This is a genomic window from Streptomyces sp. NBC_01237, assembly GCF_035917275.1.
In the GTDB taxonomy this organism is placed as follows: domain Bacteria; phylum Actinomycetota; class Actinomycetes; order Streptomycetales; family Streptomycetaceae; genus Streptomyces.
In genome coordinates this window covers 3,354,886-3,372,682 of record NZ_CP108508.1, presented here as the reverse complement: position 1 = coordinate 3,372,682, position 17,797 = coordinate 3,354,886, and the positions used below count along the sequence as shown (strand labels likewise).

At 65.8% G+C, this 17,797-nt stretch carries 11 protein-coding genes and 3 rRNA genes; 8 read left to right on the top strand and 6 right to left on the bottom strand.

Annotated features, from left to right (window positions below):
- Positions 1 to 42: 42 nt before the first annotated feature.
- Both ahcY and OG251_RS14780 read left to right on the top strand, forming a co-directional pair.
- On the top strand, positions 43 to 1,500 hold the full coding sequence (ahcY, locus tag OG251_RS14785; RefSeq protein WP_326677611.1) for an adenosylhomocysteinase: 1,458 nt from the start codon (positions 43 to 45) through the stop codon (positions 1,498 to 1,500).
- A gap of 155 nt (positions 1,501 to 1,655) precedes the next feature.
- Entirely contained in the window at positions 1,656 to 2,273 is a 618-nt protein-coding gene (locus OG251_RS14780) for a hypothetical protein (RefSeq protein ID WP_073726458.1), read from the top strand.
- A gap of 23 nt (positions 2,274 to 2,296) precedes the next feature.
- Here the strand turns inward: OG251_RS14780 and OG251_RS14775 are convergent, their stop codons facing one another.
- Positions 2,297 to 3,232 (bottom strand): RDD family protein, encoded by a 936-nt coding sequence (locus OG251_RS14775; RefSeq protein ID WP_326677610.1) that lies wholly within the window; start codon positions 3,230 to 3,232, stop codon positions 2,297 to 2,299.
- A 117-nt stretch (positions 3,233 to 3,349) separates the two neighbouring features.
- Between OG251_RS14775 and OG251_RS14770 the strand changes: the two genes are divergently transcribed.
- From OG251_RS14770 to rrf, 4 genes are all read left to right on the top strand, one after another.
- On the top strand, positions 3,350 to 4,357 hold the full coding sequence (locus tag OG251_RS14770; protein ID WP_326677609.1) for a stage II sporulation protein M: 1,008 nt from the start codon (positions 3,350 to 3,352) through the stop codon (positions 4,355 to 4,357).
- Between the two features lie 706 nt (positions 4,358 to 5,063).
- Positions 5,064 to 6,589 (top strand): 16S ribosomal RNA (locus tag OG251_RS14765).
- Positions 6,590 to 6,896: 307 nt separating this feature from the next.
- Positions 6,897 to 10,024, top strand: a 23S ribosomal RNA gene (locus tag OG251_RS14760).
- Between the two features lie 79 nt (positions 10,025 to 10,103).
- A 5S ribosomal RNA gene (rrf, locus tag OG251_RS14755) occupies positions 10,104 to 10,220 on the top strand.
- Together the 16S, 23S and 5S rRNA genes form the textbook arrangement of a ribosomal RNA operon.
- Before the next feature lie 106 nt (positions 10,221 to 10,326).
- Here the strand turns inward: rrf and OG251_RS14750 are convergent.
- The 5 genes from OG251_RS14750 to OG251_RS14730 are packed head-to-tail and all read right to left on the bottom strand — an operon-like array spanning position 10,327 to position 15,816.
- Positions 10,327 to 11,640: a DUF58 domain-containing protein gene (locus OG251_RS14750; protein ID WP_326681265.1), complete on the bottom strand. Its 1,314-nt coding sequence runs from the start codon at positions 11,638 to 11,640 to the stop codon at positions 10,327 to 10,329.
- 10 nt (positions 11,641 to 11,650) lie between these two features.
- Complete coding sequence (locus OG251_RS14745) at positions 11,651 to 12,670, bottom strand: AAA family ATPase (protein WP_326677608.1); 1,020 nt, start codon at positions 12,668 to 12,670, stop codon at positions 11,651 to 11,653.
- Positions 12,667 to 13,914, bottom strand: a complete 1,248-nt coding sequence (locus tag OG251_RS14740) for a DUF4350 domain-containing protein (RefSeq protein ID WP_326677607.1) — start codon at positions 13,912 to 13,914, stop codon at positions 12,667 to 12,669. Before OG251_RS14740 ends, OG251_RS14745 begins: the two co-directional genes overlap by 4 nt.
- Positions 13,911 to 14,600, bottom strand: coding sequence for a DUF4129 domain-containing protein (locus tag OG251_RS14735; protein WP_326677606.1), 690 nt, complete (start codon positions 14,598 to 14,600; stop codon positions 13,911 to 13,913). The genes OG251_RS14740 and OG251_RS14735 overlap by 4 nt, the downstream gene beginning before the upstream one ends.
- A 4-nt stretch (positions 14,601 to 14,604) precedes the next feature.
- A complete protein-coding gene (locus OG251_RS14730; protein WP_326677605.1) occupies positions 14,605 to 15,816 on the bottom strand; it encodes a glycerophosphoryl diester phosphodiesterase membrane domain-containing protein in 1,212 nt (403 codons plus the stop codon).
- Positions 15,817 to 15,956: 140 nt separating this feature from the next.
- Between OG251_RS14730 and mtnA the strand changes: the two genes are divergently transcribed.
- Together mtnA and mtrA are read left to right on the top strand one after the other, a co-directional pair.
- Entirely contained in the window at positions 15,957 to 17,102 is a 1,146-nt protein-coding gene (mtnA, locus tag OG251_RS14725) for an S-methyl-5-thioribose-1-phosphate isomerase (protein ID WP_326677604.1), read from the top strand.
- 4 nt (positions 17,103 to 17,106) lie between these two features.
- Entirely contained in the window at positions 17,107 to 17,796 is a 690-nt protein-coding gene (gene mtrA / locus OG251_RS14720; RefSeq protein ID WP_007448372.1) for a two-component system response regulator MtrA, read from the top strand.
- Position 17,797: the final 1 nt, after the last annotated feature.

Genomic DNA, 17,797 nt, shown 5'->3' with positions numbered 1-17,797 from the left:
CCGCCCCAGCCCACCTCGACCCATCACGAGGAGCAGCCCGTTATGACGACGGTCACCAACCGCCAGGACTTCAAGGTCGCCGACCTCTCCCTCGCCGCCTTCGGCCGCAAGGAGATCACCCTCGCCGAGCACGAGATGCCCGGCCTGATGTCGATCCGCAAGGAGTACGCCGCCACCCAGCCGCTGGCCGGTGCCCGGATCACCGGCTCGCTGCACATGACGGTGCAGACGGCCGTGCTCATCGAGACCCTCGTCGCCCTGGGCGCCGATGTCCGCTGGGCCTCCTGCAACATCTTCTCCACCCAGGACCACGCCGCGGCGGCCATCGCGGTCGGCCCGAACGGCACCCCCGAAGCCCCCGCCGGCGTCCCGGTCTTCGCCTGGAAGGGCGAGTCGCTGGAGGAGTACTGGTGGTGCACGGAGCAGGCCCTGACCTGGCCGAACACCCCCACCGGCGGCCCGAACATGATCCTGGACGACGGCGGTGACGCCACGCTCCTGGTCCACAAGGGCGTCGAGTTCGAGAAGGCCGGCGCGGCCCCGGACCCGTCGACCGCGGACAGCGAGGAGTACGCCTACATCCTCACCCTGCTGAACCGCACCCTCGGCGAGGCCCCGCAGAAGTGGACCCAGCTGGCGTCCGAGATCCGCGGTGTCACCGAGGAGACCACGACCGGTGTGCACCGGCTGTACGAGATGCACCGCGACGGCACCCTCCTGTTCCCGGCGATCAACGTCAACGACGCTGTCACCAAGTCGAAGTTCGACAACAAGTACGGCTGCCGCCACTCGCTGATCGACGGCATCAACCGCGCCACCGACGTCCTGATCGGCGGCAAGACCGCCGTCGTCTGCGGTTACGGCGACGTGGGCAAGGGCTGCGCGGAGTCCCTGCGCGGACAGGGCGCCCGCGTGATCATCACCGAGATCGACCCGATCTGCGCGCTGCAGGCGGCGATGGACGGCTACCAGGTGGCCACCCTCGACGACGTCGTGGAGCAGGCGGACATCTTCGTCACCACGACGGGCAACAAGGACATCATCATGGCCTCGGACATGGTCAAGATGAAGCACCAGGCGATCGTCGGGAACATCGGCCACTTCGACAACGAGATCGACATGGCCGGCCTGGCGCAGATCGACGGCGTCGTCAAGGACGAGGTCAAGCCGCAGGTCCACACCTGGACCTTCCCCGACGGCAAGGTCCTCATCGTGCTGTCCGAGGGCCGCCTGCTGAACCTGGGCAACGCCACCGGCCACCCCTCGTTCGTGATGTCCAACTCGTTCGCGGACCAGACCCTGGCCCAGATCGAGCTGTTCACCAAGCCCGAGGAATACCCGACCGACGTCTACGTGCTGCCCAAGCACCTCGACGAGAAGGTCGCCCGCCTCCACCTCGCGGCGCTCGGCGTCAGGCTCACGACCCTGCGTCCCGAGCAGGCCGCCTACATCGGCGTCGAGGTCGACGGTCCGTACAAGTCCGACCACTACCGCTACTGATCCAGCCCCCTCAGCGACCGCGGGCCCTCACCCACGGTCGCTGAGCGGCCCGGCAGTCAGTCTCAGCAGCAGGTCCGAGTGCAGGCCCCCGCACCCCCGTGGCGGGGGCCTGCCCCGTACCGCACCCGCACAGCCCGAGGAACCCGAAGGACCCCATGCCCCGCGGCCGGTATTCGCTCCACGATCTTCACGATCACACCCCCCTCGGAGAAGAACACTTCCACTGCGCCCCCGGTCCCTCCGGCTGGCGTTACGTCTCCCAGACCACCGCGCCCTCCGGTGACCACCTCGGCTCCGTCGATCTCGCCCTCGATGAACTCGGCCGCCCCATCCGCCTCGAACTCCACGCCGCGAGCTGGCAGGTCCGAGGCGCCGCCCTCGAAGGCGTCACCTGGGTCCGTACCGACCCCACCGGCACGCATGCCACCGAAGGCAATGTCCGCGCCCACGCCTTCTCCGGCACTTCCCCCGCATTCCTGGTCGCCCTGACCCGGCTTCTGCGCCTCACCCCCGATTCCCCCGCGACCCGCGTCCGTGTGGTCACCTTCACGGACCCGGTCCTCGCCCCCCGTACCGTCGACCAGTCCTGGTCGCTGCTGAACAGTGAAGCGCACGCCACTGACAACGGACCCCTGACCGTGGACGAGTACCAGGTCAGCGCCCTGGACACGGGGGAGCAGCACACGGTTCACCTCGCCGGCGACGTGGTCCTCGCGGCACCGGGCATCGAACTCGAACACCTCGAAACGCCCCCGTCGCCCGCGCCCCGCTGAACGTCCGGGCCACGGGACAGCTCTCAGCCGGGCGGAGCGAACCCGGTCGAGGACGCCCCGGCGGCACCCTGATCCGCGAGACCCGCGGGGGCCGGCGAGACCGGGGTCGGCACAGGCGGCACAGGAACGATGGCCGGTGCGGGGGTGAAGACCGGCGCGGGAGCGGAGACCGGCGCAGGGGTGGAGACCGGTGCGGGAGCGGACGTCCGAGCGGTGTTGAACACCCGGCGCGCGTCCCGTGCCTGCCGCTCGCCGACCACCGCGGCCAGATACGCCGCCGCGGGAACGCCGTGCGGGGCCGGGGCCCCGGTCATCGTCACCAGTTCCCCCGCCAGCCGCTCCGCGATCGACCGGCCGACCTCCGCGTCGAGCTGCTGCATGCGGGTCAGGTACTGCCGTATCGCGAGCCAGAGACCGTCCGGCACCGCTGACAGATCCAGCTGGGTGAACCGGCCGACAAGCCAGGGAGGAGGCGGCGGAACAACGACGGAGCGCCCCGTCGGCACCCGTTCCCGCACGACCAGCGTCCCCGCGAACACATCACCGAGCCGCCGTCCCCGTGCGGACATCAGGGACGCGAGGCAGGCCACGACTCCGAAGGTCATCAGAATCTCGACCATCCCCATCGCCCCGCGGACGAGGGCATGGCGGAACCGGATCGGACCACCGTCGTCCCGGACCACCCGCAGCCCGCACGCCAGCTTGCCCAGCGAACGGCCATGGCTGAGGGTCTCCACCGCGACCGGCCCGCCCACCAGCACCAGAAGAAAGGCCGCCACACCGATCGCGGCGACTGCCGCCTCGTCCAAGGAGACCGCGGCGATACCCAAACCGATGGATACCAGAATGAATACGGCGACAACGACCGCGAGATCGATCGCCAAGGCCAGGGCCCGGCTCGGCAGTCTCGCCGGCCGCAACCCCAGAACGACCGCGTCTCCGGTCACGAGCTCATTCATCGCCACCCACCCTTCGTCCGCCTTCCCTGCCCCACCGGGGCTCAGTCTGCCAAGCTGACCAGCAGCGCCGCAGTTGTACGGACCCGTACGCACCCATGCCTGGAGCCACAGCCGACCATGGACCTCGACGTCTTCGTCACCGCCCACCGCACGGAGTGGGACCGCCTGGACCACCTCCTGCGCCGCGGGCGCCATCTGACCGGCGCTGAGGCGGACGAACTCGTCGCGCTCTACCAGCGCACGGCCACCCATCTCTCCCTGATCCAGTCCAGCGCCCCGGACCCCGTGCTGATGGCCCGGCTCACTCAGCTCGTGGCACGCGCCCGTTCGACGGTGACCGGCACCCGCAAGGCTTCCTGGCGTGACGCTGCCCGATTCCTCACCGCGGGATTCCCTGCCGCTGTCTATGGCTCGCGCCGCTGGTGGATCCCGACGGCGGTGCTCTCCACACTCCTGGCCGCCCTCATCGGCTGGTGGATCGGTACGCATCCGGAGGTCCAGGCGGCGATCGCCGCCCCGGACGACCTGCGCAGCATGACGCGCCCGGGAGGAGAGTACGAGACGTACTACTCCAGCCATCCGGCCGCGTCGTTCGCCGCCCAGGTATGGACGAACAACGCCCAGGCCGCGGCCATGTGTCTGGTTCTGGGGGCGTTCCTCTGCATACCGGTGATCCTGATCCTCTTCCTCAATGTGCTGAACCTCGGTGTCGGCATCGGCCTGATGTCGTCCGCGGGGCGCCTGGACACCTTCCTCGGCCTCGTTCTCCCGCACGGCCTTCTCGAACTGACCGCCGTCTTCGTGGCCGCGGGCACCGGACTCCGCCTCGGCTGGACAGTGATCGACCCGGGCCCCCGCACCCGCCGTGCGGCTCTGGCCGAACAGGGCCGCGCCGCCATCGGCATGGCCATCGGGCTGGCCCTGGTGCTCTTCGTCTCGGGTGTCATCGAAGGCTTCGTCACCCCGTCCGGCCTCCCCACCTGGGGCCGGATCACTATCGGCATCGTCGCTGAGCTGGCGTTCCTGGCGTACGTCTACCTACTCGGAGGCCGCGCCGCCCGCGCCGGCGAGACGGGCGACCTGGAAGCGGTCGAACGCAGTGCCGAGCTCCCTTCCGCAGCCTGACCACTGATGTGCGGCCCACCCCGCTGACCTGCTAGTGTCCTCCTCGCCCACAAAAACCGTTGACACGGTCGATGTGGGGAGGTAGATTTGAACAGTTGCCTCGAACTGGACAAGTTCGGGCCCAGCGGTTATTATCAATCTCGCTCCGGGCGGGGAATGCAATTCCCGCGGAGCCAATCGATTCTCTTATCTTCCAGCTCATTTCGGTCGATTCTTTCGACTCAAATGCTTCTGGTAAGGTCGAATCAGCCGAAAGGCAAAGGCCACTCCACAGGCCGCCGGAATCAAATTCGGACCGGAAACGGAACGAAAAAGAGTCTGGTAAAGTTGGAACCGCCGGAAAGGGAAACGCGAAAGCGAAGAACTGGAAAGCGAAAACTGCTCGGCCCGCTTCGACCGGGAATCGGACACGAAAGAGTCTGATAGAGTCGGAAACGCAAGAACACGAAGGGAAGCGCCCGGAGGGCCCCGGTGAAACGGGACCGAAGGAAGCGTCCGTTCCTTGAGAACTCAACAGCGTGCCAAAAGTCAACGCCAGATATGTTGATACCCCGGCCTGCTTCGGCAGGTTGGTGGTTCCTTTGAAAGTCCTGCCGGGCCTTAGGGTTCCGGTGGGCAATTACACAGCGAGGACGCTGTGAACGACTGGTCTTATTCCGACCGGTCGTTCCGCTCTCGTGATGTGTGTCCCGATTACGGGAAAACATTCACGGAGAGTTTGATCCTGGCTCAGGACGAACGCTGGCGGCGTGCTTAACACATGCAAGTCGAACGATGAAGCCTTTCGGGGTGGATTAGTGGCGAACGGGTGAGTAACACGTGGGCAATCTGCCCTTCACTCTGGGACAAGCCCTGGAAACGGGGTCTAATACCGGATAACACTCCTGCCTGCATGGGCGGGGGTTAAAAGCTCCGGCGGTGAAGGATGAGCCCGCGGCCTATCAGCTTGTTGGTGGGGTAATGGCCTACCAAGGCGACGACGGGTAGCCGGCCTGAGAGGGCGACCGGCCACACTGGGACTGAGACACGGCCCAGACTCCTACGGGAGGCAGCAGTGGGGAATATTGCACAATGGGCGAAAGCCTGATGCAGCGACGCCGCGTGAGGGATGACGGCCTTCGGGTTGTAAACCTCTTTCAGCAGGGAAGAAGCGAGAGTGACGGTACCTGCAGAAGAAGCGCCGGCTAACTACGTGCCAGCAGCCGCGGTAATACGTAGGGCGCAAGCGTTGTCCGGAATTATTGGGCGTAAAGAGCTCGTAGGCGGCTTGTCACGTCGGATGTGAAAGCCCGGGGCTTAACCCCGGGTCTGCATTCGATACGGGCTAGCTAGAGTGTGGTAGGGGAGATCGGAATTCCTGGTGTAGCGGTGAAATGCGCAGATATCAGGAGGAACACCGGTGGCGAAGGCGGATCTCTGGGCCATTACTGACGCTGAGGAGCGAAAGCGTGGGGAGCGAACAGGATTAGATACCCTGGTAGTCCACGCCGTAAACGTTGGGAACTAGGTGTTGGCGACATTCCACGTCGTCGGTGCCGCAGCTAACGCATTAAGTTCCCCGCCTGGGGAGTACGGCCGCAAGGCTAAAACTCAAAGGAATTGACGGGGGCCCGCACAAGCAGCGGAGCATGTGGCTTAATTCGACGCAACGCGAAGAACCTTACCAAGGCTTGACATATACCGGAAAGCATCAGAGATGGTGCCCCCCTTGTGGTCGGTATACAGGTGGTGCATGGCTGTCGTCAGCTCGTGTCGTGAGATGTTGGGTTAAGTCCCGCAACGAGCGCAACCCTTGTTCTGTGTTGCCAGCATGCCCTTCGGGGTGATGGGGACTCACAGGAGACTGCCGGGGTCAACTCGGAGGAAGGTGGGGACGACGTCAAGTCATCATGCCCCTTATGTCTTGGGCTGCACACGTGCTACAATGGCCGGTACAATGAGCTGCGATGCCGCGAGGCGGAGCGAATCTCAAAAAGCCGGTCTCAGTTCGGATTGGGGTCTGCAACTCGACCCCATGAAGTCGGAGTTGCTAGTAATCGCAGATCAGCATTGCTGCGGTGAATACGTTCCCGGGCCTTGTACACACCGCCCGTCACGTCACGAAAGTCGGTAACACCCGAAGCCGGTGGCCCAACCCCTTGTGGGAGGGAGCTGTCGAAGGTGGGACTGGCGATTGGGACGAAGTCGTAACAAGGTAGCCGTACCGGAAGGTGCGGCTGGATCACCTCCTTTCTAAGGAGCATTTCTTACCAGGCTTCGGTTTGGTCAGAGGCCAGTACACCGGCGAATGTTCGGTGCTGGTTGCTCATGGGTGGAACGTTGACTACTCGGCACGACAGGTTGTTTTTCACTAGTACTGCTTCGGCGTGGAACGTGGGGAGGGATCGGTCGGGTCGGGCACGCTGTTGGGTATCTGAGGGTACGGACTCGTTTGAGTCTGTCCTTCGGTTGCCGGCCCCAGTGCACTCACCTGTAATGCGGTGGGGTGATGGGTGGCTGGTCGTTGTTTGAGAACTGCACAGTGGACGCGAGCATCTGTGGCCAAGTTTTTAAGGGCGCACGGTGGATGCCTTGGCACCAGGAACCGATGAAGGACGTGGGAGGCCACGATAGTCCCCGGGGAGCTGTCAACCAAGCTTTGATCCGGGGGTTTCCGAATGGGGAAACCCGGCAGCCGTCATGGGCTGTCACCCGCTGCTGAACACATAGGCAGTGTGGAGGGAACGAGGGGAAGTGAAACATCTCAGTACCCTCAGGAAGAGAAAACAACCGTGATTCCGGGAGTAGTGGCGAGCGAAACTGGATGAGGCCAAACCGTATGCGTGTGATACCCGGCAGGGGTTGCGCATGCGGGGTTGTGGGATCTCTCTTTCATAGTCTGCCGGCTGTGAGACGAGTCAGAAACCGTTGATGTAGGCGAAGGACATGCGAAAGGTCCGGCGTAGAGGGTAAGACCCCCGTAGCTGAAACATTAACGGCTCGTTTGAGAGACACCCAAGTAGCACGGGGCCCGAGAAATCCCGTGTGAATCTGGCGGGACCACCCGCTAAGCCTAAATATTCCCTGGTGACCGATAGCGGATAGTACCGTGAGGGAATGGTGAAAAGTACCGCGGGAGCGGAGTGAAATAGTACCTGAAACCGTGTGCCTACAAGCCGTGGGAGCGTCGCTGGCATGCACTTGTGCATGTCAGTCGTGACTGCGTGCCTTTTGAAGAATGAGCCTGCGAGTTTGCGGTGTGTTGCGAGGTTAACCCGTGTGGGGAAGCCGTAGCGAAAGCGAGTCCGAACAGGGCGATTTAGTAGCGCGCTCAAGACCCGAAGCGGAGTGATCTAGCCATGGGCAGGTTGAAGCGGAGGTAAGACTTCGTGGAGGACCGAACCCACCAGGGTTGAAAACCTGGGGGATGACCTGTGGTTAGGGGTGAAAGGCCAATCAAACTCCGTGATAGCTGGTTCTCCCCGAAATGCATTTAGGTGCAGCGTCGTGTGTTTCTTGCCGGAGGTAGAGCACTGGATAGGCGATGGGCCCTACCGGGTTACTGACCTTAGCCAAACTCCGAATGCCGGTAAGTGAGAGCGCGGCAGTGAGACTGTGGGGGATAAGCTCCATGGTCGAGAGGGAAACAGCCCAGAGCATCGACTAAGGCCCCTAAGCGTACGCTAAGTGGGAAAGGATGTGGAGTCGCAGAGACAACCAGGAGGTTGGCTTAGAAGCAGCCACCCTTGAAAGAGTGCGTAATAGCTCACTGGTCAAGTGATTCCGCGCCGACAATGTAGCGGGGCTCAAGCGTACCGCCGAAGTCGTGTCATTCCAGCACATACCCCCAACGGGGGCTGGGATGGGTAGGGGAGCGTCGTGTGCCGGGTGAAGCAGCCGCGGAAGCGAGTTGTGGACGGTTCACGAGTGAGAATGCAGGCATGAGTAGCGATACACACGTGAGAAACGTGTGCGCCGATTGACTAAGGGTTCCTGGGTCAAGCTGATCTGCCCAGGGTAAGTCGGGACCTAAGGCGAGGCCGACAGGCGTAGTCGATGGACAACCGGTTGATATTCCGGTACCCGCTTTGAAACGCCCAGTACTGAATCAGGCGATGCTAAGTCCGTGAAGCCGGCCCGATCTCTTCGGAGTTGAGGGTAGTGGTGGAGCCGATGAACCAGACTTGTAGTAGGTAAGCGATGGGGTGACGCAGGAAGGTAGTCCAGCCCGGGCGGTGGTAGTCCCGGGGTAAGGGTGTAGCCCGTGTGGTAGGTAAATCCGTCACACATATAAGGGTGAGACCTGATGCCGAGCCGATTGTGGTGAAGTGGATGATCCTATGCTGTCGAGAAAAGCCTCTAGCGAGTTTCATGGCGGCCCGTACCCTAAACCGACTCAGGTGGTCAGGTAGAGAATACCGAGGCGTTCGGGTGAACTATGGTTAAGGAACTCGGCAAAATGCCCCCGTAACTTCGGGAGAAGGGGGGCCATCACTGGTGATCCGATTTACTCGGTGAGCTGGGGGTGGCCGCAGAGACCAGCGAGAAGCGACTGTTTACTAAAAACACAGGTCCGTGCGAAGCCGTAAGGCGATGTATACGGACTGACGCCTGCCCGGTGCTGGAACGTTAAGGGGACCGGTTAGTGCACTTTCGGGTGTGCGAAGCTGAGAACTTAAGCGCCAGTAAACGGCGGTGGTAACTATAACCATCCTAAGGTAGCGAAATTCCTTGTCGGGTAAGTTCCGACCTGCACGAATGGCGTAACGACTTCTCGACTGTCTCAACCATAGGCCCGGTGAAATTGCACTACGAGTAAAGATGCTCGTTTCGCGCAGCAGGACGGAAAGACCCCGGGACCTTTACTATAGTTTGATATTGGTGTTCGGTTCGGCTTGTGTAGGATAGGTGGGAGACTTTGAAGCGGCCACGCCAGTGGTTGTGGAGTCGTCGTTGAAATACCACTCTGGTCGTGCTGGATGTCTAACCTGGGTCCGTGATCCGGATCAGGGACAGTGTCTGATGGGTAGTTTAACTGGGGCGGTTGCCTCCTAAAGAGTAACGGAGGCGCCCAAAGGTTCCCTCAGCCTGGTTGGCAATCAGGTGTTGAGTGTAAGTGCACAAGGGAGCTTGACTGTGAGACCGACGGGTCGAGCAGGGACGAAAGTCGGGACTAGTGATCCGGCAGTGGCTTGTGGAAGCGCTGTCGCTCAACGGATAAAAGGTACCCCGGGGATAACAGGCTGATCTTCCCCAAGAGTCCATATCGACGGGATGGTTTGGCACCTCGATGTCGGCTCGTCGCATCCTGGGGCTGGAGTCGGTCCCAAGGGTTGGGCTGTTCGCCCATTAAAGCGGTACGCGAGCTGGGTTTAGAACGTCGTGAGACAGTTCGGTCCCTATCCGCTGTGCGCGTAGGAATATTGAGAAGGGCTGTCCCTAGTACGAGAGGACCGGGACGGACGAACCTCTGGTGTGCCAGTTGTCCTGCCAAGGGCATGGCTGGTTGGCTACGTTCGGAAAGGATAACCGCTGAAAGCATCTAAGCGGGAAGCCTGCTTCGAGATGAGTATTCCCACCCTCTTGAAGGGTTAAGGCTCCCAGTAGACGACTGGGTTGATAGGCCAGATGTGGAAGCCCGGTAACGGGTGGAGCTGACTGGTACTAATAGGCCGAGGGCTTGTCCTCAGTTGCTCGCGTCCACTGTGTTAGTTCTGAAATAACGAACGGCCGTGTTGTGTTCCGGTGTTGGTTAATTTCATAGTGTTTCGGTGGTCATTGCGTTAGGGAAACGCCCGGTTACATTCCGAACCCGGAAGCTAAGCCTTTCAGCGCCGATGGTACTGCAGGGGGGACCCTGTGGGAGAGTAGGACGCCGCCGAACAATTTTTCCGGGAAAGCCCCGTGCCACAAGGCACGGGGCTTTTCTGCGTTCCCCACCCGTACGGGTGAGCACCTTTCTGTGCTGGTGGGCTATTTCCTTGCCGTGGTCAGAGCCGGCCGGCTGCCTTGAGCGTCAGGTAGGCGTCGGCCAGCGCGGGGGCGAGGGTTTCGGGAGTGGCATCGACGACGGTGACGCCGTGGCGTCGGAGCTGGTCCGCCGTGCGATGCCTCTCGGCCTGCGCCTGTGCGCCGGCAGCGGCTTCGTACACCGCGTCCACTGTGCCCCGGGCCTGAGCCATGGTCTCGATGCGTGGGTCGGCGACCGCGGCCACCAGAACGGTGTGGCGCCGGGTGAGTTGAGGAAGCACCGGTAGGAGCCCCTCTTCGATGGGGGCGGCGTCGAGAGTCGTGAGGATGACGATCAGGGAGCGCTGGGGAGCGGCGGCCAGGGCGGCATTGCTGAGGCCACGGGCGTCCGTCTCGACGAGTTCCGGTTCCAGGGGAGCCAGGGCGTTGACCACCGAGGCGAGGACATCGCCCGTGTTCGTGCGGCCTTGGACCCGGGCGCGGACGCGGCGGTCGTAGGCGAGCACGTTCACACGATCGCCCGCGCGGGTGGCGAGAGCGGTGAGAAGCAGGGTCGCGTCCATCGCGGCATCGAGGCGAGGGATGTCCCCGACCCGGCCCGCCGATGTCCGGCCCGTGTCGAGGACGATGAGGATGTGGCGGTCCCGCTCGGGGCGCCATGTACGAACCGCGACGGCGGACTGGCGTGCCGTGGCCCGCCAGTCGATGGAACGAGTGTCGTCGCCCGGCACATAGGCCCTGAGGCTGTCGAACTCCGTGCCTTCGCCGCGCGTGAGGACGCTGGTGCGGCCGTCGAGTTCGCGCAGCCGGGCGAGCCGGGACGGCAGGTGCTTGCGGCTGGTGAAGGGAGGCAGCACACGGACCGTCCAGGGAACCTCGTGGTAGCCCTGACGTGCCGCGAGACCCAGCGGACCGTACGAGCGGACCGTGACGCGCTCCGCCCTGCGGTCACCGCGTCGGGTCGGGCGGAGGAAGGTGCTGAGACGGCGTTGTTCACCGGCGGGGACCGTGAACGTGTGGCGGGACGCCGACGGTTCGGTGTCCGTGGGCCAGCTGCTGGGCGGCCAGGCGTCACGGAGCTGGGCTCGCAGGCGCCGACGGGAGGTGTTGGTTACGGTGAGTTGCACGTCCGCGGCGTCACCGAGTCGAACAGATGTGTCACCGGATCGGGTGAATCGAAGCGTTCGCACTGGCGCTGCCAGGGCGTAGTCGCACAGAATTGCTAGAGACAGCGGTGCGTTGACCGCGAGCATCCCTGTCCAGCTGGGGGCCAGGATGCCTACAGGGAGTGATCCCAGTGCGGCCAGCAGCGCGGTTCGACCGGTGAGGGCCATGGTCATCGCCTCATCGGGGTACGGGGACGTGGGCGAGTACCGAGGTGATGACGGAGTCGGGGGTGACCCCCTCCATCTCCGCTTCGGGCCGCAGGTGAATGCGATGACGGAGCGTGGGGAGAGCCAGGGCCTTCACATCGTCCGGGATGACGTAGTCCCGTCCGGTCAGCCAGGCCCAGGCCCGAGCGGTGGACAGCAGTGCGGTGGCGCCTCGGGGGGAGACGCCAAGGGCGAGTGAGGGGGATTCACGCGTGGCACGACAGATATCTACGACATAGCCGACGATCTCCGGGGAGATCGTGGTCCTGGAGACGGCCGAGCGGGCGGCTTCCAGGTCGGCGGGGCCTGCGACGGAGCGTATGCCCGCTGACTTCAGGTCACTCGGGTTGAAGCCGTCGGCGTGGCGGGTGAGGACATTGATCTCGTCCCCTCTCGACGGCAGAGGCACGGTCAGCTTGAGCAGGAAGCGGTCGAGTTGGGCCTCGGGGAGCGGATACGTGCCCTCGTACTCGACCGGGTTCTGTGTGGCGGCGACCAGGAACGGGTCGGGCAGTGGGCGGGGCGTGCCGTCGACGGTGACCTGACGTTCCTCCATGGCTTCCAGGAGGGAGGCCTGGGTCTTGGGAGGGGTGCGGTTGATTTCGTCGGCGAGCAGGAGATTGGTGAAGACCGGACCGGGCTGGAAGGAGAACTCTGCTGTGCGGGCGTCGTAGACCAGAGAGCCCGTGACGTCGCTCGGCATCAGGTCGGGGGTGAACTGCACACGCTTGGTGTCGAGTTCGAGAGAGGCGGCCAGGGCGCGGACCAGGAGGGTCTTCGCCACACCGGGGACGCCTTCGAGGAGGACGTGGCCCCGGCAGAGCAGCGCGACGACGAGCCCGGTGACGGCCGGGTCCTGTCCGACCACGGCCTTGGCGATCTCGGAGCGCAGGGCTTCCAGGGATGCGCGGGCGTCGTCGGAGAGCGCGGGGGCCTTGGGAGTCTCCGCGGTCTCGGTGGGCCTGGCGGACTCTGGGGTCGGGGCGCTCATGAAGTGCGTACCTCTCTTTCGAGGGCGTCTAGTTGGTCGGTGAGGAGGACGAGTGCGGCGTCATCGGTGGGAACCGGGCCGAAGAGCAGGGTGTTGCGGTCGTCGCCCGCGGTGGTGAGGCGGGCGGAGAGAGCGGGGAGCAGAACGGCTGGGGTGTGCGCATCGTGGGCGGACACCCCGATGAAGGGGGCGATGCGGCAGCGGGCCCCGTATCGGAGTGAGACGGCTGCTCGGTCCCGGGCGTTGGCCTTGCGGTAGAGGCGGGCACGGCCTTCGGCGGACTCGGAGGCGCGAATGGCCACGGGGAGGCGTTCGGTGACCAGGGGGCCGAGGCGGCGGGCTCGCCAGAGGGCGGCGAGTACGGCGGCGAGGGTGAGTTGGAGAGCTCCCCAGCTCCAGCCGGAGGGGATCAGGTCGAGGAAACTGCTCTCGCTCTCGCTCCCGCTCCCGGTGTCGCCGTCCTCGGTCCCGTTGCCGCTGCCGGACTGTCCGTCGTCCTCGGTGGCGGAGGGGTCGGCCAGAGAGGGGAGGTACCAGACAAGATGCGGGCGGGAACCGAGAAGTTGCAGGGCGAGCGAGGCGTTGCCCTGTTGGGCGAGACGCTCGTTGTGGAGGAAGTCGGGGGAGCCGAGGAGGACGGTGTCGCCGTCGCGGGGTTCCTCAAGGACGAGGAGGCTGGGGAGGCCGCCGCTCGGGTAGCAGGCGATGGCGTCGAGGCCGTCCGCCGTGTAGCGGATGCCACCCATGTCCACGGTGCCGGCGGTGCGGGCGGCCGGGAGCGCGCACGCCGGTGCTCGTCCGGTCACCTCGCGAGAGGGCTCGGCGTGTACGCCGGGGGCCAGTTCGGTCATGGAGGGCCGGCCGGGGGCGATCAGAACGGTGCGGCCGGCGGAGGCCGACGTCGCGGCGTGGAGGCGGCGTTGCTGCGGGGGCGTCAGCAGATTGGGGCGGACGACCAGGAGCGTGGTGTCGGGGCCTGCCGCGGTGGTGGCTTCGTCGAGGGTGGTCGCGACGGTGACGGATATACCGCGGTCCTTGAGGAGTTCGGCGGCGGCACGGCTGCCGGACGGATCGGCGGAGCGGGGGTCGAGCCGGCCGTGCTGGTCGCCGGAGCGTACGGCGGCGAGGGTGATTCCGGCGACGACGAGGATGAGGACGCCGAGCAGCACCCCTCGGGCGCGGTTCCAGACCTGGCGCGGGGTGGGGGACGCCGAGGTGGGGGAGGCGGTGGTGGCCGCGGTCATCCGGTGGCTCCTCGCGCGGTGCCGGGCAGCAGGGGTCTGGCGTCGTCGAGTTCGAGATCGAGGGTGCGCAGCGTCAGGTATGCCTGCTGGTCCCCGGTGCGGCCGCCGTATGTGACGTCGTCGAACTCCCGGGCGGCGGCCCGCAGGCGGGTGGCGTGTTCGGGCAGGGGACGGCCCGCTTCGGCGGCGGCCTCGTCCGCGGTGCGGCCGGGGCGGGGGTCGAGCAGGGCGCGCTCTTCCAGGGACCGGACGATGGCACGCATGCGTTCCTGGACGGCTTCGGTCCAGCGGAGGGCTGCCGCGTGTGTCTCGGCGGCGGTGCGGTGCTGGGCCGCGCTGTGTGTGCCGACGCCGTCGAAGAGGGCGTCGGCGGGAGGGGCGGAGCGTTGCGGGGTGCCCAGCCGCCACCACAGGGCGACGGCCAGGCCGAGGACGGTCAGGAGGAGTACGGCGAGCCCGACGGGGCCGCCGGGTGCGCTGTCGGCAGCGGCGTCGAAGAGGCCGCCGACCCAGTCCCAGAAGCGGTCGATGCCGCGCTGGAGCAGGTTCGGATCGTTCTCGTGGTACATCGGCTCGGACAGCTCGTGCTCCGCCGCTTCACGGGCCGGTATTCGTGGAGTGTCCACGGGTATGTCGTCCGCCCGGATGACGTGCTGCCTCGCCGTGGTGCCCCCCGCCCCCGACACAGCATCAGCCCCTGGAGGGGTCGGTGTCGTAGCCGGGCAGGCCCGCGGCCCGTGCGAGGTCGAGGTCGAGTGCCTCCCGGCGGATGCGCTGGTCCACGTAGAGGAGGGCCATCACGCCGGCGGTGAAGGGGTACGTGAGTGTCGAGACGATCACGTCGCCGACGCCCGAGACGATGAGGAACGGCCAGCCGAAACCGGCGGAGCTGTTGTTGAGGAGGTCATCGATTCCGGTTCCGTCGGCGGCGAGCGCGGCGATGCCGAACGGGATGCCGATGACCATGGCCAGGATGACGGTGAACAGGGAGGTCAGTACCAGGATGCCGAAGGTGCGCCACCAGGCGCCACGGACCAGTTTCGCGGACCGGCGCAGGGCGGTGGGGATGGTCTGACGCTCCAGCATCAGGGCCGGTGCGGCGAGTGTGAAGCGGACCATCAGCCAGAGGACCACGACGCATGCGGCGGCGAAGCCGAGGAAGGCGAGTGCCGCTCCCGCGCCGGAGCCCAGAAGCAGGCCGGGGAGAAGTCCCACCGCCATGATCCCGGCGCTCATCAGGGCGAGCAGCACGGTGAGGCCGAGGAGCCGCAGGACCCGCGGGCGCGCTTCGGACCAGGCGTCGGAGAGGGTCACCGGGCGGCCGAGCACGGAGCGGCTGATCACCACGGTGAGTACCGACGTGGTGAAGAGCGTGGCGATCAGCGTGATGAGGGTGGTCGGCGCGCTGGCTATCAGGGTGGACTGCGCGGAGTCGGTGGCCTGACGGAGGGCCTCGGCGCCGGTGGCGTTCGGGTCGACGGACGCCGGTTCGGGGAGGAGGTAGCGCTGGATCAGGATGACCGCGATCTGGGCGACCACGGAGACGGTGAGGCTGATGCCCAGGACGGCGCGCCAGTGGATGCGCATCGTGGACATGGCGCCGTCGAGGATCTCTCCGACGCTCAGCGGACGGAGCGGGATGACGCCGGGCTTCGCCGCGACGGGCGCTCCGCCCCACGCGGATCCCGGTGGCCTGCCGCCCCAGCCGGGGGCGGGCGGTGGTGCGCCGGGGCCGTTGCCCGAGCCGCTCGGTGGGGACCACTGCCCGGGGGGCGGCTGCGCGGGGGACCACTGCCCTGCTGGGCCGCTTCCGTCCACGGGCGGGGAGGGCCGGGGGATACCCGTCTCCTGACCGTCGGAGGGGGCAGATCCGGGCGACGCCCAGCCCGGAGAGTCGTTCATTCTGGCTCCTTCACCGTCCTGTCCGCTCATCGGTGCGGCAGGTTGGCAGCCATCGTGCCACGCGTGGCTCCCGTGCGGACCAGGCGCTGTATCTCCTTCGTGCCTTCATTTGTGGGCGGCTCACCGGGCAGACTGGGCAGATGGCTGATCAGGACGCGCAATCGCCGGTGGGCATCGAGCCTCCCGCGCTTCCCGTACTCCGCTGGGACGAGCCTCCGGAAGGTGCTGTTCTGGTGCTTCTCGACCAGACGCGGCTGCCTGCCGAGGAAGTCGAGCTGGTGTGCACCGATGTGCCCGCGTTGGTCCGGGCGATTCGGACTCTGGCGGTGCGAGGGGCGCCGCTCCTGGGGATCGCCGGGGGCTACGGGGTGGCGCTGGCCGCCGTGCGGGGCTACGACGTGGCGGAGGCCGCGGAGATGCTGGAGCGGGCGCGGCCCACCGCTGTGAACCTCGGCTACGGGGTGCGGCGTACGGCCGGGGCCTACTGGGCGGCCGTCGAGAAGGGGGCCGGTCCGCAGGGGGCGGCCGCGGCGGCGCTCGCCGAGGCGCGGGCTCTGCACCGCGAGGACGCCGAGGCGAGCGGGCGTATGGCGCGGTACGGTCTGGCACTCCTGGGAGAGCTTCTTCCGGGTGGGGCGCATCGGCTGCTGACCCATTGCAACACCGGGGCGCTCGTCTCCGGGGGTGAGGGGACGGCGTTCGCGGTGGCGTTGAGTGCTCATCGGGAGGGCCGGCTGAGGCGGCTCTGGGTGGACGAGACGCGCCCGCTGCTCCAGGGGGCCAGGCTTACCGCGTACGAGGCGGCGCGTCACGGGATGGCGTACAGCTTGCTTACGGACAACGCGGCGGGTTCGCTGTTTGCCGCGGGGGAGGTGGATGCCGTACTCATCGGGGCGGACCGCATCGCGGCCGACGGATCGGTGGCCAACAAGGTGGGGAGCTATCCGCTGGCGGTGCTCGCGAAGTATCACCATGTGCCGTTCATCGTGGTGGCTCCGACCACGACCGTGGATATGGACACCGTGGACGGCACATCGATCATCGTCGAGCAGCGTTCCGGGAGGGAAGTGACGGAGGTCACATCGTCCCGGACCGTGTCGGTCGACGGGGGAGGGGGTGGCGTGGTCCTGGCACCCCTGGGAACCGTGGCGTACAACCCGGCATTCGACATCACGCCGCCGGAATTGATCACGGCGATCGTCACGGAGGAGGGCGTAATTTCCCCGGTCACGGGGGTCGGACTGGCAGAGCTGTGTGCCAGGTCATCGCAGGTAACGATTAGCTAATGGGATGATGTCGATTATGAAGGGACGCGTCCTTGTCGTCGACGACGACACCGCACTGGCCGAGATGCTCGGGATTGTGCTGCGTGGAGAAGGTTTCGAGCCGTCGTTCGTAGCGGACGGCGACAAGGCACTTGCTGCATTTCGTGAGGCCAAACCGGACCTGGTTCTGCTGGATCTCATGCTGCCCGGACGGGACGGCATCGAGGTCTGCAGGCTGATCAGGGCCGAGTCCGGTGTGCCGATCGTCATGCTCACTGCCAAGAGCGACACCGTCGATGTGGTGGTGGGCCTGGAATCCGGGGCCGACGACTACATCGTCAAGCCGTTCAAACCGAAGGAGTTGGTTGCCCGGATCAGGGCACGTCTGCGGCGTTCCGAAGAGCCCGCGCCGGAACAGCTGACCATCGGTGACCTGGTCATCGACGTGGCCGGTCACTCGGTGAAGCGGGAAGGGCAGTCCATCGCCCTCACCCCGCTGGAGTTCGACCTGCTGGTCGCCCTCGCCCGTAAGCCGTGGCAGGTCTTCACCCGTGAGGTCCTGCTGGAGCAGGTCTGGGGTTACCGTCACGCCGCCGACACCCGTCTGGTGAATGTGCATGTCCAGCGTCTCCGTTCCAAGGTCGAGAAGGACCCGGAGCGGCCGGAGATCGTCGTGACCGTCCGAGGCGTCGGCTACAAGGCCGGACCGAGCTGAC